This is a genomic window from Rahnella sp. PAMC25617 (genome assembly GCF_050606005.1).
GTDB lineage: Bacteria > Pseudomonadota > Gammaproteobacteria > Enterobacterales > Enterobacteriaceae > Rahnella > Rahnella variigena.
The window spans coordinates 350,488-375,247 of sequence record NZ_JBOCUM010000017.1; the positions used below are offsets into that span (position 1 = coordinate 350,488).

Consider the following 24,760-nt stretch of genomic DNA (forward strand, 5'->3'; position numbering starts at 1 on the left):
TGTTTCTGCTAGTGAATCCCCAGCCAGCGCATCAGCGCCGTAACGGCGGCCGCCGCGATAATAATCACAATCAGCGGCGCTTTTCGCCACGCTAAAAACAGCGCAACGCCGACGCCAATAATCCGTGCGTATCCGGCAAAATGCTGGCCTTCAAACAGCGCCGATGTCGCCGCAACGGCGAGCAATAAGGTGGTCGCAGAATCGGAAAGCATCGTCTGCGTCGCCGGTGAGAAATTAAGGCGCGAACCGAGACGGTAACCGGCCACACGCACCAGGAACGTTCCGGCGGCCAGCACCGCAATACCGGCAATCATCAGGCTGTGAGAGATCATTTCCGGTTCCTCCACGTCAGTAATCCGAGCAGGGAAAACAGCACCGGCATACCGGCAGGCACAAACGGCACGGCGGCGACGGAAATCAGCGCACCACAGGAAGCGGGAATGCGCGTCCGGCGGCTGCGCAATGCCGGGAAAATCAGTGCCAGCAAAATGGCCGGGAATACTGCGTCGAGGCCAATGGCTTTGATATCGGGAATGAACTGGCCGATGTACGCACCGGCAATCACGCTGACCGGCCAGAACAGCGCAATACCCGCACCGCATAACCAGTAGGCTTTTTTGCGTTTTTCATGAGTAGGCTGGGAGATGCCAAACACCACGCTTTCATCATTCATGATGTGGCAACCGAGCCAGCTCATGCCCTTGCTGCCGACCAGATCCTTTACCGCAATCCCGAACGGTAAATGGCGCGCATTGACCAGTAATCCGGCTGCGGCCGCGGCGAACGGACTGCCCCCGCCGCCGACGATGGCGATAAATAAAAACTCAGACGCACCGGCCAGTACCAGCAGTGAGAGCATCAGCGGCACCCACAGCGGAAAGCCGCCCGCGACGGCCAGCGAACCATACGAAATCCCCACCAGACCATCGGCCAGGCAGACCAGGAAGATGGCTTTCACCACATCACTTCCCAGCGGTGAAAAGAAACGCGCAGACATAATTCAATCCCATAACGAACGATTTCCCATTATAATGAACGCATCTGAATCGTTCTTCAAGTCGAACGATCGTTCGTTATATAAAACAGGCAGGATCATGTCGCAACCTATCAGCGTTATCTCTAAAGGTCTGGTTCGTGAACGTCAGCGGGCGGGTATATCACTGGCAGAAGTCGCGCGTCGTGCTGGCATCGCCAAATCAACGCTGTCGCAGCTGGAAGCGGGCAACGGTAATCCGAGTCTGGAAACCCTGTGGGCGCTGTGCGTGGCCCTCAATATTCCTTTCGCGCGCCTGATGGAACCGGAAGTCAACAAGATGCAGGTGATCCGCCGTGGCGAAGGCCCGACAGTGGTTGCTGAACTGGCGGATTATAAAGCCGTTTTGCTGGCGACGTGTCCGCCGGGTTCGCGCCGGGATATTTATCTGCTGACCACCCAGCCGGGCGCGGATCGCGTTTCCAGCCCGCATCCGCAGGGATCGGTCGAACACATCATTATCACGCAAGGGCGTGCCCTCGTCGGGCTGGTGGATTCGCCGGTGGAGCTGAATGCCGGTGATTACATTTCCTATCCTGCCGACGTGGAACACATCTTCCGCGCACTGGAACCAGACACCATGGCGGTGCTGGTGTCGGAGCAGAGTTGAGGTTTTGTGTTAATGATCAATCTGTGATCCCGGAGGTACTGCGCGGCAGGTATATACAATAAAGAGTCTGGCTGCTGAGTTATTAATGACCTACAATTTGCGCGGGAATTATTAATAGCTAAGGGATGACATGGCTGACATTGAAGATATCGCCACGCGGATTGCCGGGATTATTCTGTCCCCTGATTCTGTATATGGCCTTATAAACGGTGAGTTCATATTCATAAAAATTATGGGTCAGGCGGGGGAAAAACGTAATGCTGCATAATAATTTTTTTATAGGCTATATCCGCTCCTTACTCCGTATTTTCTCTAAAATCTTTACCTTCACTATTCATCATGCTTTTGAAGGGCTTGTTGGCCCGCTGATCGTTATTGGCCCGCTAATTTGCATTATAATTGTCGAAACCTGGCTGATGAAATATTTCAGCATCGGAGTGTGGCTCGTATTACTATACTTTCTGTATAAGGTGACTGATAAAATCACTGGCAGATAAAAACGGGATAATTAATTTCCTTAATAAGGTTCCCCCCATTTGCAGGGATCATATTTGATCCCTGCCTCAGACCGCCCTCTTAAAACGTAATCAGTTTCTTCGTCACACTGTTCTTTAGCAGCAACATTGAAGACAGCACTGAAAGCAGGAACGTCAGCAGGATGACGAACAGTTTTGCGGTCAGGGAATTGATCGGGATCCACTGGATTAATAAATTGAAAAAGGTGTAGTGGAGAATATAAACGCCGGTCATGGTTTTCCCCAGCGAACTGACCATTTGACTGACCGGCAACCGCGTGGCGTCCTGTTTGACGCCATTGGCCGCGATAATAATCAATACCACCAGAATATAGACCTGCGATCCGGTCAGAATAAAGCTGTTGCGCTCCATGTTGAAGAGTGAAAAGAAGAAATGCTTTTCATAAAACCAGGTGAAAATATACACAAACGGAATGGCGATGGCAGCAATTTTTGCCACCCGCGGGCGGCCATACATGGCGGAAATCACCGGATCATACAACAACTGCCCGGTCAGATAATAAAGCACCCAGGTCCAGATGCGGAACTGTGCGGGCGTCGAAAAGGCTTTGTGTTCAGTGTAATAGATGGCCAGCAGATCATACGCAAACGAAAAAATCAGCAGACCGGCAATCAGCGAGGCGAGAATGACGCGTCTTTTAGCCAGCCATTCCACCAGCGGGTGGAAGGTGTAAATAATGACCAGCGAAAAGATGAACCACGGCTGGATAAGATAACCTTTCTGGTAAGGCCCCCATAAATAATAAATCGAAAACCAGAAGATGAAGAGGGTTAATATGCTGCGAATTTTCTTCATCTGCCATTCTGTTGTGTGCTGCGAACCGGCATCCATATAACCGGTAACCACAAAAAACAGCGGCGTGGCGATGGTCGAAATAAAGGTCAGAAAAGCCAGAATGCTGTCGTAGTTATAATTGTAATTGTCGTAAGTGTTATAAACGGTAAAAAAAGTCACGGCGGTCAGGCAGCCGAGCGTTTTAATAATATTCAGTCCCGTGGTGTTCATTGTGTACGTCGTTGTCCTTCACGATGGAAACAGTTGTAAATCACCGGCAGCGCGAGCAGCGTCAACACGGTGGCGAATCCCAGCCCGAACATGATAACAACCGCCATGCTCTGGAAAAAGACATCAAGCAATAACGGCGCGAGGCCGAGCACCGTGGTGAAAGCGGTCAGCAGGATAGGGCGCAGACGCGACGTGGCGGCGTAGATAATCGCTTCGGTCTGACTCTTCTCTTTTTTCTGCTGGCCGATTTCCTCGACCAAAACGATGCCGTTGCGGATCAGCATGCCGCTCAGGCTGAGCAGGCCGATCAGCGCCATAAATCCAAACGGAATGCCGGTCAGCAGGAAGCCAAATGTCACGCCGATCAGCGCCAGTGGCACGGTCAGCCAGATGGCGATGGCGTTTTTCACCGAACTGAACATCAGTACGGTGATGATAAACATCATCAGGAAACCAATCGGCAGCGTGGTGAATAATCCCTGCTGCGCTTCAGCGGAGTTTTCCGCGTCGCCGCCCCATTCTATGCTGTAGCCGTGCGGCAAGGTCAGCGCCTCAACCTGCGGCCGGATACGCGCCAGCATATCGCCGGAAGTCTCGCCACTGGCCGGATCCGGATCGGTCAGCACGGTCAGCACCCGAGAGCGGTCGCGCCGCATGAGCAGCGGGTCTTCCCATTCGACCCTGAAATCACTGACCACGTTACTTAGCGGAATAAACTGCTGGCGCGTCTGGCTCCAGACCATGATATTGGCCATGTGATCGACATCCAGCCGTTCCGCTGACGGGGGACGCAATACAACCGGCATCAACGTCGAACCGTCACGGAATATGCCGACGGTGCTGCCGCTGAAATTCATCTGTAATGCGCTGTCGACGTCACCCCGGTCAACGCCCAGTTCGCGTCCAAGATAAGGCGAGAACACCGGGCGCACCATTTTGCTGCGATCCTGCCAGTCGTTGCGCACGCCGTCGGCTGCGCCGTCCTCGAGAATAATTTTATCGACCTGACTGGCGATCTGGCGAAGCGTATCGGGATCGGATCCTTTGATGCGCACTTCAATCGCGCTGCCGCCGGACGGGCCAAACATGATGCGTTTCAGGCTGGCATTGACCTCGGGATAATGGTCACGAATGTTCTGTTCGGTGCGGCGGGTCAGTGCGGCGATTTTCCGCTGATCGTCCATACGCACCATAATCTGCGCATAGTTGGAATACTGGCGTTCGCCGTTGTAGGTGAGAATAAAGCGCATCCCGCCCTGACCGACGGTGGTCACGGTGTTTTCCACGCCTTCCTGATGATTGATCTCTTTTTCGATTTCTCCCGCAATACGCGCGGTGTGGTTGATATCGGTGCCATAAGGCATCCACAAATCGACGAAGAAAATTGGCGTATTAGACGACGGGAAAAAGTTCTGGCGCACAAAGCCGAATCCCCAGACTGATGCCGCCAGCAGCGCGGCGAGAACAACCAGCGTGAGAGTCTGGCGTACCAGCAGCGCCGACAGCACGCGCCGGTAAACGCGAAATATCCAGCCGCCGTAGGGATCATCGGCCTGCTCATCCGTTTTTTTCTCTGCCACTTTCATGTTGGCGAATGCCCATTTCACCAGCACCGGCGTCAGTGTCAGCGCGGTCACCCAACTGAGCATCAGCGATATCAGTAACACCTGGAACAGCGATTTACAGTATTCCCCGGTCGAATCCTGCGAGAGGCCGATGGGTGCAAACGCCAGAATGGCAATCACGGTGGCGCCCAGTAAAGGCAGGGCAGAACGTTTAATGATGTGCGAAATGGCATTCATCAGCGGATTACCCTGCTGACGGGCAATCAGCACGCCTTCCACCACCACAATCGCATTATCCACCAGCATACTGAGCGCGATAATCAGCGCACCGAGCGAAATACGCTGCAGCTCGATGCCGAACAAATACATGATAAGCAGCGTACCGAGCACGTTCAGCGCCAGCGACACGGCAATGATGATCCCGCTGCGCAGCCCCATAAAAATCAGCAGTACGCCGACCACAATCGCCAGCGCCATCAGGAAGTTAATGATGAATCCGTCGACGGATTTCTTCACTTCAGAGGCCTGATCATAAAATACTTTCAGCTGGATCCCGGCCGGTTTATCGGCGGACAACTGCTGCATGCGGGCTTCAATCGCATGGCCGATATTCATGACATTCACGCCGGGAATATACGAGACACCGATGGTCAGCGCATCACGGCCATTGGCGTGGTAAATATTGCCCGGATGATCGCTTACGCCCTGCGACACCGTGGCGATATCACGCAGGTAAATGCTGTGCGTGGTTCCGGCGGGGCTGATCAGCACATTATTCAGTTCATCAATATTCTGAAAACCACCGGTCGGATGCAGTCGGATCGACTCGCTGCCGACGGTCATGCTGCCCGCGTCGGATACCAGATTCTGCCGGTTCAGCACATCGGCCAGACGCGGCAAGGTCACGCCGTATGCTGCCATTTTGGCGCGGGAAATCTCGATATAAACCTGTTCAGGCAGGACACCGCCGATGGCGACCTTACCGACGCCGGGCACCAGCACCAGTTCCCTGCGCAATTGTTCTGCATATTTACGCAGTTCGGGATTGGTAAAGTTGTCGCCATAAATCGAGAAAAAATAGCCGTACACATCGCCGAAATCATCGTTCACGAACGGCGGGCTGACACCAGGCGGAAATTGCAGCGTGGCGTCATTGACGCGTCGGCGCAGTTCATCCCAGATTTGCGGCAGTTCGGAGGAGTGATAGCGGGAATCGATATTGACGGTGATTTGCGATAAGCCGACGGCGGAAATCGAGGAAATGTTATCGACATAAGGCAGGCGTTGCAGGGCATTTTCCAGCGGCAGCGTGACTTCTTCCTCAACCTGCTGGGAAGAGGCGCCGGGATACTGTACGGACACCACGGCAGTTTTGATGGTGAACGCCGGATCTTCCAGCCGCCCGATATTGAACAACGCAATCAGTCCGCCCACGCCGAGCAGCAGGATCACCAGCCAGACGCGCGTGGGATTATTAATAAAGCTGTCGTTAATGCTCATCACAGACCCCGTTCCCTGACCCAGATGCGAACCGGTTGCTGGGCGTGTAATTCGCTCACGCCCGCCGCGACCACTCTGTCTCCTTTTTGCAGGCCGGATTTAATTTCGATGCCCTGAGAGGTCAGTTCGCCGACGGTCACTTTGCGGTCTTCGACATGTAATGTGTCGCCTTCACCGGCAATGACCCAGACGTGTGCCTCATTGCGCTGGCTGCTGTCCGGGTTAAATACCGCTTCGACCGGCACCACCAGCGTATCCACGGGGGTTGCCGTCGCGAGATTGGCCGGATTGATGGTCACCGTGCCGCTTAAACCGGCGACGGCCGGGAAGTTTTCCGGGCGTGGCATGATCAGCGTCACCTGCCAGGTGAGCGAATTGGCTTCGCTGCTGGCGGTGTGTTCTTTATAAGTGGCGGTGAATTCGCGGTCAGGAAGGTTGTTAATGCGTACCCGTGGCTGGTAACTGGCATTACGCATATCGAGGCTGGTAAACAGGTTTTCCGGTACGCTGAAAATCACATCTAACAGATCGGAGCGGCTGATCGTCGCGACCGGCTGACCGGCGGCGACGACCTGATGATTGCGTACAGAAAGCCGGGCGATCACCCCGCTGAACGGTGCGGTCAGGTTCAAATCATTCAGTTCTTCCTGTGCGATTTTCAGCGCAGCTCTGGCCGAATCCCGGCTGGCTTTATGCACTTCGAGTTCCGCCTGCGACACCACGTTGCGCCGTGCCAGCGTCTGATAACGTTCGAACTGACGCTGTGCCAGCGTGGCGGCGCTCTGGCGATCGTTGAGACGCTGACGGGCATCGTTGTTAGTCAGCCGGGCGAGGATTTGCCCCTGTTTCACTGCTTCGCCTTCCCGCACTTCCAGCGTCTGCAACTGGCCTGCGCGCTTAAATGCGATATCAGTATTATCGCCAGCCAGAATGCGTGCCGGAAAAACGCGGGTACTTAGCGGACTGGCCGCTTCAGCGGTAGCGATTTTAACCTGACGTGGCGGAACGGGGGCGTCTGCGGTTTTCTGATCGCAGGCGCTTAAAAGTAAAAGGAGGATCAGAGCGGGAGAAAAGCGGATATTCAAAATACTTCCCCTCATGCAAACCACATGCGAAAAATTTATTCCCGGCAGAATAGTGCAGGCCTTTAATACACAAGCTCCGCTATTTTCTGCTATGACGTATTTTTAGTAAGACTATTAAGCTACTTATTGTTTTTGTTTATTTAATTGTTTTTTTAAAGCAAGGAATTAACACTATTTAAGTCGGTATATTATAGTTTATACAGCTTTACGCATCTTGCCAGAAAACATCACGACAATTCATTCATTACCCGCTTCATTCATGAACCATTTCAGGGGTCAAGGAGTCAGGCATTATGAATAATCCAGCGCCACTTGCTGTGAATAAAACGACCACAGAAAAACTGTGGTATCAGCAAACTGTAGAAGAAAGTCTGGCGGGGTTGCAGTCAGGGCCAGCCGGGCTTTCCCCCGAAGACGCACAAAATAAACTAAAACATTACGGACCGAATGTTCTTCCGCAGAAAGAAGGTAAGTCTTTATTTATTAAGTTTATCTCTCACTTTAAAGACATCCTGATTTATATTTTACTCGCTGCTGCCGTTGTCACCGCAATAATGGGACATTGGGTCGACACACTGGTGATATTAGGCGTGGCGGTGATCAACGCCTTAATTGGTTTTATTCAGGAAAATAATGCCGAGAAATCATTGAAAAGTATTCAGAATATGCTTTCCAGTGAGGCGCTGGTATTACGCGGCGGACAGCAGGTCACCGTAGCAACCGATGAAATTGTGCCGGGCGACATTGTACTGCTGCGTCCCGGTGACAAAATTCCTGCCGATTTACGTCTGATAGATGTGCATAACCTGCGGGTTGAGGAAGCCATTCTGACCGGCGAATCCACGGTGGTATCGAAAAAAACCGATTCGCTGGAAGGTGAGAAGTCGATTGGCGACCGCAAAAACCTTGCATTTTCAGGCACTACGGTCAGTTCCGGTACCGCCAGCGGCGTGGTATTTGCCACCGGCGGCCAGACCGAGCTTGGCCATATCAATGAAATGTTGTCCTCCATTGAAGACAATAAAACGCCGCTGCTGGTGCAGATAGACAAACTGGGTAAATCCATTTTCGTCATCATTGTGTTCATGATGGTGGCGCTGCTGATTTTCGGTTATCTGCTGCGCGATATCCCGTTCGGTGAACTGCTGCTGTCGGTGATAAGCCTGGCAGTCGCGGCGGTACCTGAAGGCTTACCGGCGATCATCTCGATCATTCTTTCGCTCGGCGTGCAGGCGATGGCGCGCTCCAAAGCCATTATCCGCAAGCTACCCACCGTGGAAACGCTGGGCGCGATGTCGGTGATTTGTTCGGATAAAACCGGCACGCTGACCATGAACGAAATGACCGTCAAAGCCGTGATCCTGGCGGATAACATCTGGACGGTGGAAGGCAACAGTTACGAACCTATGGGCAGCTTCACGATTGCCGGTTCGGCGTCGCCGCTGCCTGCGGATTCTTCGCCTTTGCTGACTCAGTTCCTGCGTACCGTCGATATCTGTAACGACAGTACGCTCAAACAGGATGCTCAGGGTCACTGGGGGATTACCGGTGGCCCGACCGAAGGGGCACTGAAAGTGCTGGCGGCCAAAGCGCATTTGCCGGAGCTGGCGTTTAATCTCAGCAGTAAAATTCCGTTTGATTCGCTCTACAAATATATGGCGGTGGCGGGCGAGAAAAACGGTGAGTCGCAGATCATGCTGACCGGTGCGCCGGATGTGTTGCTCAAACTCTGTCAGTTTCAGCAGACGCCGCAAGGTGCGGTGCCGCTGGATCATGCGTACTGGGAGTCGGCGATCACGCAATATGCCAGCGAAGGGCTGCGCATGGTGGCCGCGGCCTGGAAGCCTGTCGATCAGCCGGTAGCAGCACTCGATCATCCTGAACTCAGTCACGGCATGGTGCTGATCGGCATTGCGGGCATGATGGATCCGCCGCGTCCGGAGGCGATTGTGGCGATTGGCGAATGTCAGCAGGCGGGGATCCGCGTCAAGATGATCACCGGTGACCATCAGGAAACGGCGATGGCGATCGGTAAAATGCTCGGGATCGGTAACAGCGAGAATTCCATCACCGGTTATGAGCTGGAACATATGGATGACGCTCAGCTGAGAACGGCGGCCGTTCAGTTCGACATTTTTGCCCGTACCAGCCCGGAGCATAAACTGCGTCTGGTAAAAGCGTTGCAGGAGACCGGTGAAATTGTCGGGATGACCGGCGACGGCGTGAACGACGCGCCTGCGCTGAAACAGGCCAACGTCGGGATTGCCATGGGCATTAAAGGCACCGAGGTGACCAAAGAATCCGCTGATATGATCCTGGTGGATGACAACTTTGCCACTATCGCCAACGCGGTCAGGGAAGGGCGGCGCGTTTACGATAACCTGAAGAAAACCATCCTCTTTATTATGCCGACCAACCTGGCGCAGGGGTTGCTGATTATCATCGCCATTCTGATGGGGAATCTGCTGCCGTTAACACCGGTGCAAATTTTGTGGATGAACATGGCAACGTCCGCCACGCTCTCCTTCGGCCTGGCATTCGAGAAGGCTGAAAGCCGTGTGATGCGCCGTCCGCCGCGTAATGTCAGCGCACACGTCATGGATAAATACGCCATCTGGCGTGTGGCCTTTGTCGGGCTGCTGATTTCAATCAGTGCCTTCATGCTGGAAGCCTGGTTGCAACCGCGCGGTTATGAACCTGAATTCATCCGTACGGTGCTGTTGCAGACGCTGGTGACCGCGCAGTGGGTGTACATGATTAACTGCCGCGATTCGGATAACTTCTCACTCAACCGCGGTTTGCTGCAAAACAAAGGGATCTGGATTGTCACCGTGGTGCTGTTCGCGCTGCAGGCGATCATTATCTACGTTCCGCTGATGAACACGCTGTTCGGCACGCGACCGCTGCCGTTCTTCTACTGGATCATTGGTCTGCTGATCGGTATCGCGCTCTTCGTGATTGTCGAGATAGAAAAAGTACTGACCCGCAGCTGGCGGAAAGCGAGTTAACAAACCGCATGGTCATCAGATATCCGCTGCTAAACCTGAAACCAGCCGAAAGGCTGGTTTTTTTTGCCCGGATTAAGGCATTTATTTTCCCAATGGATATCCTTTTGGAAAAAAAATTTTACATATTCCTGCACCCTGTCTGGCAGATGAATAGCGTAAAGGGAAATCTCTCTCTTTTGATACGTAAATGTTACGAAAAGCGGGAGTTAAAATAAGAATACTCTTGGTCACATTATTGGATAAAAAACAAATCAGGGGTGATGATTGTTTCAAATTAAAGCAATAAGACTATTTGCACATCGTGTAAGAATACTCTGAGGTATGGCCTGATGAATTACAAATGTTAATTTACAAGCATAAATGTATATAAAAAACCAATAGATCAGTTCCACATAATAAGTTTTTCAGAAAATCACTCAATTCTTATGTTTTCATGTTTATTATCGGTAAATAAATGAAACTTAAATCACCTTTAAAAAAGAGAAATATTCTGTTTTAACGTAAACTTTTAGGTGAATTATTCTGCGGATGAAACACATTCTATGGGGTGGATTGTTAATGAGACTATTCTTAGTTTCTTGTTGAAATATATCAAAAATCGTCGTGTTCCTCACATTTTAAAGGTGTTTTTCGGAATTTATTAGGAATCTGCCTAGTAAAAATTGATGGATTTAACGATAAGAATGTGTAAATCGATCGGTTAAACCTATTGTTGATTGCAATTATGAGCGAGAAAAACGATTTGAAGAGTTTCCGCTGCGTATTACTCTACATACGGCTACTGAAAAGATTTAAATAGGATATAGAAAGAATTTTAATATTCGTTTTCCGTATATCTCTCTGAGAGTGCTTTATTCTTTCCCGGTTTTACGGGGCAGAATTTAAGCGTTTTTAAAACCTCACAATTAGGCGGTTCAATGCCTCGGGTAATAATTTGGAGTGAGTGCCAGTATACAAAATTGGCGTTGAAAGAAATAATCTCCAGGAAGTTACCTTACGTTAATGAAGTCATTTCTTATGACCACGGCGATGAGGTGAACTTGTATGCAAAAGATTATCTGATCATTGATCCATCAGGCGGCGGGTTCCACAGATGTTATGAGTTTTTGCGAGAAAATCTGAGCGTATTGGACCCGGAAAGGATCCTTATAATGTCCTCTGCGGTCGATATGTTGATGCTTGAACTTTTGCTTAAGAAAGAATTTAAGTTTCTTAAGAAAAAAAACGAATTGCCTGTCGTCGTGGCTTCAGTAGAACAGTTTATCCAGCTTCAGGGCACGACGCTTAACAAAGAGGCTTTTAATTACAATATTACCAGGATGGAAGAGAAGGTTTTAGTGATGATGATGTCTGGTCTGTCGGTGACAAGCATATCAAATATTCTCAAACTCAGTGTCAAGACGGTAAGTGTACATAAGTGCAATTCCTTAAGAAAAATAGGCGTTGACGCCAACAGCAGTTCAGCATTGTTTTTTTTGCATAAACACGCAGTGGGAAACAGAATTGGCAGTTAAATTGGCAACATCAGGGAACCCTTTCACTCAGAAAACGACCGAACCCCTCGGACCAGAAAGATTTGTTCAGTCTTTTTGGTTTAATAAAGAGAATATTAAGTAATGTATTGGTGAACAGGACGTTATTCACCAGTTGCAAATTTAATATAGATCCACCCGCGTTAATCACCCTTAGTATGTCGGTGAGGATTAACTGCGTTAAATATTAGCTTGGTGATGTTTTGGCAAATTGGTGGCCGTAAACCAGGGGCGGTAGCATAGCCAAAAAACAGTGAGTTATGTTTGTATTAAAAATGTATGAAATTTACTCTTCGGATTATTCCATAGAAATTAACAGCATCAGTGCTTGACTCTGCGTCAGAAAATGTCATGTATTTTATTAATCACTAAAACATTCTATGCCTGACTCATGCAGCTAACGCATTATTATTCATCAACATAAAATTCCTTCAGGCAATTGCGTGAGGGAAGATTATTATCGTTAATTGTTGTGAGGTGCATATGACATTTCTCACCAGGAACCTTTGGTCAAATTTATTACTCGCTTTATCAGATTTTCTTAGCTTCACCCTTTCTCTGTATTTGGCTAAAGGGATACTGAGTCAGGTCATGACGAATTTTGAGCAACGGATCCCCGCTGCACAGACTTCCGGCTGGATTGTGCTGCACAGCTTATTAGCCATTTGCTGTGTGGCGTGGTTTCACCTGCGACTAAGACATTATTACTATCGCAAAACATTCTGGTTTGAACTGAAAGAAATCCTGCGCACTCTGCTTATTTTTGCACTTATCGAAATCGCAGTGATCGCCTTCGCTAAATGGTATTTCTCTCGTTATCTCTGGGTACTGACCTGGACTCTTGTACTTATTCTGGTGCCATTTGCACGAATGATGACCAAGCGTGTGCTGGATTCTCTCGGGCTTTGGGAACGTGATGCAATCATTATTGGCAGCGGCAATAATGCGCGTGAAGGGTATAACGCCATTAAAAGTGACAGAAACCTCGGGCTGCGGGTTCTCAAATTTATTTCCAGTGAACACGGTGACCAGCCCGGAGATACGATAGAAGGCGTGCCGGTTATGCCTTCGGACGAAAACTGGGTACGCACTAATGTCGATAAAAAGACGCAGTTTATCGTGGCCGTAGAGTCGCATCAGAGCAACATCCGAAATGCATGGTTGCGGGTATTTATGATTAATGGTTACCGGTCCGTTTCTGTCATCCCCACGCTTCGCGGTATGCCGCTGGATAACACCGATATGTCATTTATATTCAGCCAGGAAGTGATGATTTTCCGCGTGCATCAGAACCTGGCTAAGTGCTCCTCGCGGTTGGCGAAACGCTTATTTGATATCGTCGGTTCGCTGGCGATCATCATGCTGCTGTCGCCGCTGCTGCTCTTCATCAGCCGTAAAGTGAGAAAAGATGGCGGGCCCGCAATTTATGGTCATGAGCGTATTGGTCAAAATGGTAAACCCTTTAAATGTCTGAAATTCCGCTCGATGATAATTAACTCGAAGGATGTGCTGGAAGAGTTGCTGGAAAATAATGCAGAAGCGCGACATGAATGGGACCTGACGTTCAAGCTGAAATATGACCCGCGCATAACGGCTATCGGCCATTTTCTGCGCCGGACCAGTCTTGATGAGTTGCCGCAGCTCTTTAACGTTTTAAAGGGTGAAATGAGTCTGGTAGGACCGCGTCCTGTTGTTAGTGCGGAACTGGAGCGTTATTGCGATGAAGTTGAATATTACCTGCTCAGTAAACCGGGAATGACCGGGCTTTGGCAGGTGAGCGGACGCAGTGAAGTCGATTACTCAACCCGTGTTTATCTTGATGCCTGGTATGTCAAAAACTGGTCAATGTGGAATGACATCGCCATTTTATTTAAAACCGTGAGTGTTGTGCTCCGAAGGGAGGGGGCTTATTAGACTGATAACTACAATCTCGTGATGATTTTTTAATAAATTACTCTGCACCAGAAGTCTTTATAAGACATAAGTTCGTCAACTAAATACATGTGAAAAATAATTTTTAATACTTTCCTGACCTCAGTTATTCATACCGTATAAAACGGATTGAAGCGGTCCGGCATGAAAGTGTTTTGATGCTTTTGTTAATATCTACACACAGGAATGAGAAACTGCGACTGCCAGATTGGGAATAGGGATTCTCTCTGATAGGCAGATATTAAACCTGAAATACAGATGATGTGAAATAATGAAAAATAGATTTTTGAATATTTCTCTGATGATAACCGTGTTGGGGTTATTAAGTGGATGCACCCTTGTCCCCGGACAGAGTTTAAAAACAGCAGGGAAAGAAGTCGTTGAACAACCCGATAATCATTATGATATCGATAAGCTGGTTAATATTTATCCCCTGACACCAGCACTCATTGATAATTTACGACCGCAATCAGTGATAGCCCGCCCTAATCCGCAGTTAGATCAGCAACTTAAAGATTATGAATATCATATCGGTATCGGCGACGTACTGATGGTGACCGTCTGGGACCATCCTGAACTGACGACACCGGCAGGTCAGTACCGAAGTGCCAGTGATACCGGTAACTGGGTTAATTCAGACGGTACGATTTTCTATCCCTATATTGGTAAATTAAAAGTCACCGGTAAAACGGTCACCCAGGTTCGTCAGGAAATCAGTACCCGTCTGGCCGCTTATATTGAAAGCCCGCAAGTTGACGTCAGTATTGCCGCGTTCCGTTCGCAAAAAATTTATACCACCGGGGAAGTTATAAAATCCGGTCAGCAACCCGTCACTAATATTCCTCTTACTGTCATTGACGCCATCAATGCGGCAGGTGGATTAGCGCCGGATGCGGACTGGCGAAACGTTGTGCTGAACCATAAAGGTCAGAACACGCAGATTTCCCTGCATGCTCTGATGCAGAAAGGCGATCTGACACAGAACCGCTTGCTGTATCCCGGTGACATTCTGTTCGTACCGCGTAACGACGATCTTAAAGTGTTTGTGATGGGAGAAGTCACTAAACAAAGCACATTGAAAATGGATCGCAGCGGAATGACGCTGGCTGAAGCGCTGGGTAACTCAGACGGTATCTCACAAAGTATGTCAGATGCCTCCGGGATATTTGTCATTCGTCCGCTTAAAGGCAGCAATAAAAGCAAAATCGCCGACATCTATCAGTTAAATGCGAAAGATGCCTCAGCGATGGTGATGAGCACTGAATTTCAGCTGCAACCTTACGATATCGTTTATGTCACAACGGCGCCGCTGGTTCGCTGGAATCGTGTGATATCTCAGATAGTCCCGACCATTGCGGGTGTGCATGACATGATTGAAGGCACACGTTACATCAACCAGTGGAACTAACCATGTTCTCTTCAGTGCTTGTAGTGTGCACCGGCAATATATGCCGCTCGCCAATGGCCGAACGGATCATGAAGCAATATCTTCCTGAAAAAATGATCCGTTCCGCTGGACTGATGGCCATGGTCAATCACCCGGCTGATGATAATGCTGTGATTATTTCCGGGCGCCACGGAGTGTCGTTAGAAGGGCATAAAGGCACGCAGTTTCGGTCTTCGATGGCCGGCGAGTTCGACCTTATTTTGGTGATGGAAAATAGCCACCTGGAACACATCAGCAAAATGGCTCCTCAGGCCAGAGGCAAAATCATGCTACTGGGACACTGGTCAGAACATCGGGAAATTCCGGATCCCTACCGCAAAAGCCAGGAAGCCTTCGAATCCGTTTATCAGCTTATTGATCAGGCCTGTCAACGCTGGGCACAGAAGCTCACCGCCTAATCTCTCAGGAAATCATCGCATGTCATCAGCTATTTCTAAAAAAACCGCAACACCAGACTCTGACGAAATCGATTTGGGACGCCTTTATGGGGAAATTCTCGATCACCGTAAACTGATTATTATTCTGACCATTGTCATCACCCTGTTGGCTGTTACTTATGCCTTATTCGCCACACCTGTTTACCAGGCAACAGCGATGATACAGATTGAACAAAAAAAGGGTAACGCTATCCTTGATAGCATTAGCCAGATGTTACCGGATTCTCAGCCTGTTTCAGAACCTGAGATTGCACTGTTGCAATCCAGAATGATCTTAGGCAAAACCGTTGATGATCTTAATTTACAGGCTGTGATTACTCAGAATTACTTTCCGATATTTGGGCGAGGCTGGGCAAGGATGACCGGCGAGATCCCGGGAAAACTGAGCATCAGTCGTCTGTATATCCCTAAAACCAGTAATGATGTACCGAACATTACGCTGACAGTTATTGATAAACACCGTTTCCAGATCGAAGGTGATGATTTCAAACTGGATGGAGAAGTGGGGACCTTAATTACACAACATGGTATTGCCCTGAACGTCCGGAGTATGGATGCTGATCCCGGAACACAATTCACGGTCAACTATATAACGCGATTAGAGGCTATCAACGGTTTAAACAATGCGCTTACTGTCGACGAACAAGGTAAAGATACGGGGATCCTTAATCTGTCATTCAATAGTGATGACAGGGCGCTGGCAACGTCAGTCCTTAATGATATTAGCCAAAACTATCTGAACCAGAATATTGCCCGTCAGGCTGCTCAAGATGCGAAAAGCCTGGAGTTTTTGAATCAGCAGTTACCGCTTGTACGTAGCGAACTGAACGATGCTGAGGATAAACTTAATGTGTACCGCCGCCAGAAAGATTCGGTTGATCTATCACTTGAAGCGAAATCAGTACTTGAGCAAATCGTTAATGTAGACAGCCAGCTGAATGAACTGACGTTTCGCGAGGCCGAGATTTCGCAGCTTTATACTAAAAGCCACCCGACGTATAAGGCCCTGATGGAAAAACGTCAGACCTTGGTGCATGAGCGAGATAGCCTAAATAAACGTGTGACGGCAATGCCGGCAACTCAACAAGAAGTAGAGCGTTTGAGTCGGGATGTGGACTCTGGACGGGCTATTTATATGCAGTTGCTCAATCGTCAGCAAGAACTCAGTATCGCCAAATCAAGTGCAATCGGTAATGTTCGTATTATCGACAACGCAATAACACAACCTAAACCGGTGAAACCAAGAAAAACCCTGGTGGTTTTGATCGGTATTGTTGCGGGTCTATTTGTTTCTTTTTCACTCGTTTTACTGAAAGTTTTTGTGCGTCGCGGAATTGAATCTCCGGAGCAGCTGGAAGAAGTTGGCGTCAGCGTTTATGCCAGTGTCCCGCTTTCCGAGTGGTTAAATAAGAAAAATAAACCAGAGAGAACAAATAGAAGTGGGGGGAGAAAAAGGCAGTCTGAAATCAAATTCCTGGCAGTAGAAAACCCAGCAGACTTAGCCATTGAAGCCATCCGTAGTCTGCGAACGAGCTTGCATTTTGCCATGATGGAAGCAAGAAATAATATTTTGATGATCTCCGGTTCAACCCAAAACGCGGGTAAAACATTTATTGCCAGTAACCTGGCAGCGGTCATTGCGCAGTCAGGAAAAAAAGTCCTGTTTATTGATGCAGACATGCGAAAAGGGTATTCACATAAACTTTTCAGATTTACAGGAGAACAGGGGTTATCGGATATTCTTTCCGGAAAAATAAATATTAACGAGATAGAGAAACATGTACCGGAGATCGGCATTGATTTCATCCCAAGAGGAAAGTTACCGCCTAACCCTTCAGAATTACTGATGCATAAACGCTTAAGTTCAATGCTTGATTGGGCTTCAGATAACTATGATTTGGTTATTATCGATACACCGCCTGTTTTAGCCGTAACAGATGCAGCCATTATTGGTCGTTGCGCCGGCACATCATTGCTGGTTGCTCGTTATGGGACAAACACGGTTAAAGAAGTAGAGGTCAGTATCAGGCGTTTTGAGCAAGTGGGTGTGCAAATAAAAGGTTGTATTCTCAATGGCGTGCTTAAAAAGGCGAGTAGCTATTATGGTTACGGTTATAGCCAATATGATTACTCTTACGCCGATAACAAAGAAAAATAGATTTTAGATCCCCGTCTGGGAGACAAGTTTCTCAGACGGAATACTCATCATTAAATAAATGACCCTGTTAATAAATATGCAGCACCTTCAAAGAAATGGGAAATAAAATGAAAATTATGATATTCAACACATTGTATTTCCCCTACAGAATTGGTGGCGCCGAAGTTTCCGTTCAACTCCTTGCCGAAGAACTCGTGCTGCAAGGACATATAGTGAGAGTGGTGAGTCTTACGGAAGGGAATGAAAGGGAAGTGACTATGCTTAATGGAGTTGAGATCATTAAGTTACCGTTATCCAATGTCTATTGGCCATTTTCCAAAGAAAATAAAAGCTTTTTAAAGAAGGCAATCTGGCATCTGTTTGATTATTTAAATGTGAAAATGTATTTTAAGGTTTTAAAAGAAATAAAAGCATTTGCCCCTGACATTGTTCATACAAATAATATATCAGGATTTTCAGTGCTTTTGTGGAAGGCTGTAAAAAAATGCAAGGTCAGGCTCATACATACCTCAAGAGACTATTATCTTTTTCATCCTAATAGCACAATGTTTAGTCATGGTAAGACGATGAATATAAAAGATAAAAGTATTATATTTTGGTCTGCAATAAAGAAAATATATGGCCGAAATGTTGATGAGTATGTCGGCATTAGTCAATTTATCCAAAAGCAACATCATGATAACGCCTTTTTCAAAAAAGCGGGTCATCATGTTATTTACAATGCTGTCTCAAAAATAGAGTCAGATAAAGTTATAGATATTAGAAGGATAGGGTTTATTGGCAGGCTATCAACAGAAAAAGGGTTTGATATCTTCTGTAATGTAGCGGGTCAGTATAAAAGAAAATATTCATTCATTGCTGCCGGTAACTTCGTCAATAATGAAGATCAGAAATCATTAATTGAGTTGGCAAATAAATCTGATGTGACCCTGAAAGGTTTTATGAAACTGGCCGATTTTCTGAATCAGGTTGATGCTGTCGTTCTTCCTGTCAGGTGGAATGAACCCTTTGGGCGTACTGTGGTTGAATGCGTACTGGCTGATAAATTGGTTCTCACTAACCCGGTTGGGGCAATGACAGAGTTATCCATGCTCCTGCCTAACATCATTATTACCGATAATATTGAACGTGACTTCGACGATAAAATAGCAACCGCTGAGATAAAAGCCATCGATTCTTCACTTATTGAGCGGTTTAAACCCAGGGAAATAGCTGACCAATATCTTCGTGTATATAACGGCAAATCGGGTGCATAAAATGACAATGAAGGGGGTAGAGAAAAATCTCATTGGACTAACTTTATTACTTTTTATCGTTTTTGAGTGCTTTGCAGGGCCACTTCGGATGGTTTTTCATATGGCTGGTGCGGAGTTTTTATTTTCCATACCGAAGCTCTTTATTTTACTGACCCAGGCCTGCGCGATAATATTGGTTTTGTATCATAGAAAAGTAACTGTAAATGGTATGATTGCTTCAGTAACTATATTCTATTTGATTTTTGTAAGCATGATTTCATCTCTGCCGGCAGCAATATTTGTCGGTATTTGGGCTGTTCTTCCTCTGTTTCTGGGGTATCACGGGGCAAGAATAATCATGTCAAATATTAAAGAGAAAAAAACAAACCGTATAATAGTATTTATCTTTCTATTGTCATGCTTAGGTGTTATTTGTAACGTGTTTTTCAACTACCCCTGGTATAATGTGTCATATGAAATTGCCGGGATGGACGTGTCTTCATCTCAGATAGGCAGCAGCGGTGGTTATACACGATACGCAGGTTTTTTTAAGAGTTCTTTACAGGCATCCGCCAACGTATTAATTCTTCTTCTATATATTGTCTCAACCAGCAAAAGTAAAACCTTAATTATTATTTCGTTTGTTTTTAGTGCGCTAGTGGCTTTGTTAACCATATCCAAAACAATTTTTTTACTCCATATTATTCTTCTTCTCTACATTTTGGTGAAAGTTATCCCTGTCAAAGTTATATGGCGAATTACATTAACCTGTGCATTTATGTTTGCAGTATTTACGATAGGAAGCACTAACTATCATTTTAATGTAAGCAAGGATCCGATGCAGGTTATGCTATTAGCATCGTTGAATGATCGACTGACTAATACCTGGCCAGAAGGTGTCAAGACTATCATCAATAATGGAAACCTTTTCTTTGGTGGTGGAGTGGGAACGATTGGAGTGGGTTCAAAATTAGGTACAGGTGCCTATAATCCGGGTGATAGTATGTATCTTTATCTTATTGGTTCTGGTGGTTATCTGTTGGGATTCATTTTATTATTTTGGGCTTTTTATCAATCTACAGTATTTAATAATGGGAATGCTTGCAGGTATTTATCATTGTTGCTGATAGTTTTATGTTTATTTGGATTATCAATGACGGCTCCGGAGTATCCATTTATGGCACTTTCCATGGGTTTTTTGATCAATTCAAGAGTCTATAAAGCATGTTAGAAATGCTGATTGAAATGAATGGGGATAAGAATGGCAAGAATAATTTTTGACGCACGCTGGATTGGTGAGCATGGGATCGGACGATTCGCAAATGAAGTATCGGCACGCAATAAGGGATTTCTAAAAATAAAAAATGGTTTGAAACCAACAAGTCCTTTTGATGTTTTTTTTATCACTTTATATTTGGCATTCAAACGTGGGGTATACTTTTCACCGGGATATAACTGTCCGTTATTATTTTTAAACAGAAGTGTCATTACTATTCACGACTTGAATCATATAGATATTGAACACAATAGTAGTTTTCTTAAGAAAATATATTATGAGTTTGTGATGAAAAGAGCTTGTAAGAAATCGCTTAAAGTTCTGACAGTGTCGGATTTTTCAAAAAGAAGAATTTGTGAATGGGCAGGAATAAGTAGTTCCAGGGTTCTGGTGGTTGGGAATGGTGTGTCGGAGGAGTTTTTAAATACAGAGAGTAGGGTAACTAACTCTGAAGGTGAATACATTTTAGTTGTCAGTAACAGAAAGAAACATAAAAATGAATCGAGAATATTATCAGCTTTTCACATGGCTAACATTCCCTCTTCAGTAAAATTAGTTTTCACAGGGGATCCGGATGAAAACCTTGAGAATGAAATCAAACGTAAAAACTTGCAGGATAGAGTTATTTTTAAAGGGCGCGTAGGGAACAGCGAACTGGCATCATTATACACAGAATCACTTTTTTTATTATTTCCATCACTTTACGAAGGATTTGGTCTTCCTGTCATTGAAGCAATGTCCAGTGGTACCGCGGTGATAACGTCCACGACGACCTCTTTACCAGAAGTCGCAGGTGATGCAGCAATCCTTGTGGATCCTGAAAACACTGAGGAGATTGCGCTGGCAATAGGCAACCTTTATTACAATCCAGATTTGAAAAAGGAACTAATAGAAAAAGGTTTCCTTCAGGCAAAAAAATTTACCTGGGAAAAAACGGCTGGTCTGATAACGAATTGTTTGAATAACTTAAAAAAGTAAACTGCACCTCATAGGCTATTTTAGTAAGGTAGATAATGAACAGGATAATGATTTATATAAAAATCTGTTGTGTGTTTATATTCATTCACTCGTCATACGGAATGTGTACAATTATCGGAGCAGGAACGCACTTTCAAGGTTATCGTGGTGAAAGTAGTATCTATTTAGAAAAAATCAAAGATATGGGATTTACATCATTTCGTGAGGACTATTCCTGGTCAAACGTTGAAAGAACTAAAGGCATTTTTTCAGTAAGTGATAATATAAAAAAAACTGACGCTGCATTTTTAAATGCCCAGAGTAACGGTCTCAGTCCTATCTTGATCCTTGATTATGGAAATAAATTGTATAACAACGGTGATTATCCACGAAATCAGGAGTCGATTGATGATTTCGTTAGATATGCAAGTTGGGTTGCGTCAAGATTTAAGGGAAAAGTTAAATATTACGAAATCTGGAATGAATGGACTATTGGTACTGGAATGACCCGTTATCGTGACAATATACCTTCTGCTGAGGTCTATTTTAATCTCGTTAAGGCAACAAGCAAGGCAATAAAAAGTATCGATCCGAATGCAATAATCTTAGCTGGCGGATTCAACCCCCTGGAACAAAGAGCCAAATATCTGAATATTACGGATGTAGTTTGGTTTGAGCAGTTACTAAAATTGGGGATTCTGGATTATGCCGATGGGATTTCAATCCACACTTATTCGTATCTGAATGGTCGCCGGGACTTAAGAACGACGAAAGGTAATTTAGATTTTGTTGATGAGTTTTACGCTGATAGCCAAAAAATAGCAGGGAAGGATTTTCCCGTATACATTACTGAAATTGGGGTGACAAATTATACCGGACCTGGGGGGATGAGCCAGCAAGAATCGGCCGATTATATAAAAAATTATATTGAGGATGCAAAGTCTCGTTCATACATAAAAGGTGTCTGGATTTATGACCTCATTGATGATGGCAAAGACAAGAGCAAGAGGGATTACAATTTTGGCCTCCTGAACAATGATCTCTCGCCTAAGCTAGTCGCTCCTGTCATTTCTGAGTTACTTAATAAAGATAATCACAAATGATGGTGAAGTTTATAACGTATTATTAATCAGTATTTATGTTGTTAATTAACGGGAGTGAAGAGGTTATATGAGGATTTTGTTTTTTGTATATAAATTTCCTGTGCTTTCTGAGACGTTTATCCTCAACCAAATAGCGTATTTCATTAACAAGGGTTGCGACGTAAGCATCGTTTCCGTTTTTCCCGGTGAGCTGGATGCTGAACACCATGTTATCAAAAAATTTAATTTGATAAATAAAACGCGATATTTACTTGAACGAGAACCAAAAGGTAAGATCTCCAGGGTTTTAGCGCGGCTTAAAGGACTGCTCCCTTGTGTTCTTTCCTCTTGTGCTATTAAGAGTATGAATGTCTCTAAATATGGGTATTATGCCAAAACCTTAATACTTCCGCTTATATTATCAAAAAACAAACCTCCCTTAGAGGCTGATATTATTGTCTCTCACTTTGGTACCACCGCGGTATTGGCAAATCAACTGAGGAAGCTTGGTTTTCTTAAAGGTAAATTAGCTGCAGTGTTTCATGGTAATGACATTTCACAAACGCGTACTCTTGATGTTTTTAAGGATGATTATAAAAATCTTTTTGATAATGCAGAATTCATCCTGCCAGTAAGTCAGTTATGGGCTAATAAAATTAAAGCCGTTTCAGGACATGAAGACAATATTCATGTTGTCAGGATGGGCATCAGTATTGATAAGTTCTCGTTTCTACCCCGACCCGTTTTGGGTAATCCCGTTCGTTTACTCTCTATCGCAAGGCTTACAGAAAAAAAAGGAATATCAGTTGCCATCACTGCATGTTCTATTTTGAATGAAAGAAATATTCACTTTCGCTACACCATTATCGGTGATGGTCCGTTACGCACTGAGCTTGAGTTACAGGTTTCTGAACTTGAATTGAACGATCAGGTGTTCTTCTCAGGCGCGCAGACGCAGGAAACTGTTACTGACTGCTTAAATACGTCGGACATTTTTTTATTACCCTCAGTGACAGCGGCGGATGGCGATATGGAAGGAATACCGGTGGCATTGATGGAGGCCATGGCTATGGGTATTCCGGTCATTTCAACTTTTCACAGCGGGATCCCTGAATTGATAGAAAATGGAATATCTGGATTTCTGGTCAAAGAACATGATGCCGAAGGTATTGCAAACATCGTCGAAGACATTATAAAAGACCCCAGTGTTTTAACTGATATTTGTCAGAATGCAACATTGAAAATTGACAATGAATATGATCAGGATAAGTCATATTCAAGAATGTTTTCTATTCTATCGAATCAGCCATTAAATATTAACCGGTGATAAATTGAAAATTTACTATTATAAATCCGCGCATGGGAATTTTGGGGACGACCTTAACGCATGGATCTGGGATGCATTGCTTCCTGGCTTTTTTGATGATAACGAAAATGTCAGGGTATCAGGGATTGGCACCATTATTACTTCTGCCATGCCTCCGGCTAAAAAATGGATAGTCTTCTCGAGTGGTGTCGGTTATGGCTATCCGCCAGTCAACTTTGGCGACAGCTCTTGGGAAACACTCTGCGTTCGGGGTCCGCTCAGTGCTGAGATTTTAGGATTGCCGAAAGACAAATTTATTACTGATGGCGCTGCCCTTTTAAACACGCTCGCAGAGTTTACACCACTCTCAGATGCTGAACGCAAAGGGGTAATTTTTGTTCCTCATCATCACGCGCTTGTCACAGGGCAATGGGAAAAGGTGTGCCAGCAGGCTGGGATTGAGTTCGTGAATCCTCAATCGGATGCAAAGACGGTTATCCAAAAAATCAGACATGCAAAACTGGTGCTGGCGGATGCTATGCATGCGGCCATTATTGCTGACGCTCTGCGCGTACCCTGGGTTCCCTTAATTACTTCCTCGCAGATCAATACATTCAAATGGTTGGACTGGACTCAGACAATAAATACTCCTTACCGGCCAATGGTTCTGGGAAGCAGTTCCCTGCGTGAATATTTACGCGATAAATCTCTGTGTACTTATGGAGAAAAGTATTTCTTACCTGATTCAGATGTAGAGTTCGCTGTTAAATATTTCAGAAAACAGCGAGAGTTAAAGAACAAAAAGTGGTGGGAGAAGTATCAGCAGTTAACTCAGTTAGCGTTGCATCGAATTCCAAACAAAGCTATCAGGACAGTTGAAGAGCGTTTTAATCTGAATTTGAATAACAGATTTATTGATCAGGCATCCAGCATGCTTCTTCATGCGAAGTCCAGACCGGGCTTTCTAAGCGAAGATATTAAATTTACCAATAATGTAGAGCGCTTATTAAACGGTATCGACAGGCTTTCAAAATGCAAATGAATTTCTAAGGACG

General features: G+C 46.0%; 19 protein-coding genes. 14 read left to right on the plus strand and 5 right to left on the minus strand.

Annotated features, from left to right (window positions below; genetic code table 11):
• Window positions 1–8 precede the first annotated feature (8 nt).
• Both ACM615_RS20765 and ACM615_RS20770 read right to left on the minus strand, forming a co-directional pair.
• Entirely contained in the window at window positions 9–332 is a 324-nt protein-coding gene (locus ACM615_RS20765) for an AzlD domain-containing protein (RefSeq protein WP_431012455.1), read from the minus strand.
• Complete coding sequence (locus ACM615_RS20770; RefSeq protein ID WP_112287793.1) at window positions 329–997, minus strand: AzlC family ABC transporter permease; 669 nt, start codon at window positions 995–997, stop codon at window positions 329–331. The genes ACM615_RS20765 and ACM615_RS20770 overlap by 4 nt, the downstream gene beginning before the upstream one ends.
• A gap of 97 nt (window positions 998–1,094) precedes the next feature.
• On the opposite strand from ACM615_RS20770, the gene ACM615_RS20775 reads away from it, so the two are divergent.
• Window positions 1,095–1,643, plus strand: coding sequence for a helix-turn-helix domain-containing protein (locus ACM615_RS20775; RefSeq protein ID WP_112287794.1), 549 nt, complete (start codon window positions 1,095–1,097; stop codon window positions 1,641–1,643).
• Between the two features lie 130 nt (window positions 1,644–1,773).
• The gene (locus ACM615_RS20780) at window positions 1,774–1,911 is read left to right on the plus strand and encodes a hypothetical protein (protein WP_165353114.1); all 138 of its coding nucleotides are present in this window, start codon (window positions 1,774–1,776) and stop codon (window positions 1,909–1,911) included.
• Window positions 1,912–2,219: 308 nt separating this feature from the next.
• Here ACM615_RS20780 and ACM615_RS20785 read toward each other — a convergent pair whose 3' ends face one another.
• From ACM615_RS20785 to ACM615_RS20795, 3 genes are read right to left on the minus strand one after another with little or no spacing between them, the layout of a single operon-like run.
• Window positions 2,220–3,185: an acyltransferase gene (locus ACM615_RS20785; protein WP_112287796.1), complete on the minus strand. Its 966-nt coding sequence runs from the start codon at window positions 3,183–3,185 to the stop codon at window positions 2,220–2,222.
• A complete protein-coding gene (locus tag ACM615_RS20790) occupies window positions 3,182–6,250 on the minus strand; it encodes an efflux RND transporter permease subunit (protein ID WP_431012456.1) in 3,069 nt (1,022 codons plus the stop codon). Before ACM615_RS20790 ends, ACM615_RS20785 begins: the two co-directional genes overlap by 4 nt.
• Window positions 6,250–7,335, minus strand: coding sequence for an efflux RND transporter periplasmic adaptor subunit (locus ACM615_RS20795; protein WP_112287798.1), 1,086 nt, complete (start codon window positions 7,333–7,335; stop codon window positions 6,250–6,252). The genes ACM615_RS20790 and ACM615_RS20795 overlap by 1 nt, the downstream gene beginning before the upstream one ends.
• Before the next feature lie 293 nt (window positions 7,336–7,628).
• On the opposite strand from ACM615_RS20795, the gene ACM615_RS20800 reads away from it, so the two are divergent.
• The 12 genes from ACM615_RS20800 (at window position 7,629) to ACM615_RS20855 (ending at window position 24,747) form a co-directional block, all read left to right on the plus strand.
• Window positions 7,629–10,343, plus strand: a complete 2,715-nt coding sequence (locus ACM615_RS20800) for a cation-transporting P-type ATPase (RefSeq protein ID WP_113878146.1) — start codon at window positions 7,629–7,631, stop codon at window positions 10,341–10,343.
• Between the two features lie 959 nt (window positions 10,344–11,302).
• A complete protein-coding gene (locus ACM615_RS20805; protein ID WP_431012457.1) occupies window positions 11,303–11,857 on the plus strand; it encodes a helix-turn-helix transcriptional regulator in 555 nt (184 codons plus the stop codon).
• 501 nt (window positions 11,858–12,358) lie between these two features.
• The gene (gene wbaP, locus ACM615_RS20810; RefSeq protein ID WP_431012458.1) at window positions 12,359–13,789 is read left to right on the plus strand and encodes an undecaprenyl-phosphate galactose phosphotransferase WbaP; all 1,431 of its coding nucleotides are present in this window, start codon (window positions 12,359–12,361) and stop codon (window positions 13,787–13,789) included.
• A gap of 289 nt (window positions 13,790–14,078) precedes the next feature.
• Entirely contained in the window at window positions 14,079–15,215 is a 1,137-nt protein-coding gene (locus ACM615_RS20815; protein WP_129637900.1) for a polysaccharide export protein, read from the plus strand.
• 2 nt (window positions 15,216–15,217) lie between these two features.
• Window positions 15,218–15,652 (plus strand): low molecular weight protein-tyrosine-phosphatase, encoded by a 435-nt coding sequence (locus ACM615_RS20820; RefSeq protein ID WP_112291405.1) that lies wholly within the window; start codon window positions 15,218–15,220, stop codon window positions 15,650–15,652.
• Between the two features lie 19 nt (window positions 15,653–15,671).
• A complete protein-coding gene (locus ACM615_RS20825; protein ID WP_314719880.1) occupies window positions 15,672–17,849 on the plus strand; it encodes a polysaccharide biosynthesis tyrosine autokinase in 2,178 nt (725 codons plus the stop codon).
• Between the two features lie 107 nt (window positions 17,850–17,956).
• Window positions 17,957–19,105, plus strand: a complete 1,149-nt coding sequence (locus ACM615_RS20830) for a glycosyltransferase (RefSeq protein WP_167507668.1) — start codon at window positions 17,957–17,959, stop codon at window positions 19,103–19,105.
• Between the two features lies 1 nt (window position 19,106).
• Complete coding sequence (locus tag ACM615_RS20835; protein WP_431012459.1) at window positions 19,107–20,315, plus strand: hypothetical protein; 1,209 nt, start codon at window positions 19,107–19,109, stop codon at window positions 20,313–20,315.
• A gap of 30 nt (window positions 20,316–20,345) precedes the next feature.
• Window positions 20,346–21,338, plus strand: a complete 993-nt coding sequence (locus ACM615_RS20840) for a glycosyltransferase family 4 protein (protein WP_431012460.1) — start codon at window positions 20,346–20,348, stop codon at window positions 21,336–21,338.
• Between the two features lie 47 nt (window positions 21,339–21,385).
• Window positions 21,386–22,420: a cellulase family glycosylhydrolase gene (locus ACM615_RS20845; RefSeq protein WP_431012461.1), complete on the plus strand. Its 1,035-nt coding sequence runs from the start codon at window positions 21,386–21,388 to the stop codon at window positions 22,418–22,420.
• 67 nt (window positions 22,421–22,487) lie between these two features.
• Window positions 22,488–23,726, plus strand: a complete 1,239-nt coding sequence (locus ACM615_RS20850) for a glycosyltransferase (protein ID WP_431012462.1) — start codon at window positions 22,488–22,490, stop codon at window positions 23,724–23,726.
• 4 nt (window positions 23,727–23,730) lie between these two features.
• The gene (locus ACM615_RS20855) at window positions 23,731–24,747 is read left to right on the plus strand and encodes a polysaccharide pyruvyl transferase family protein (protein ID WP_431012463.1); all 1,017 of its coding nucleotides are present in this window, start codon (window positions 23,731–23,733) and stop codon (window positions 24,745–24,747) included.
• The last annotated feature ends 13 nt before the right edge of the window (window positions 24,748–24,760 follow it).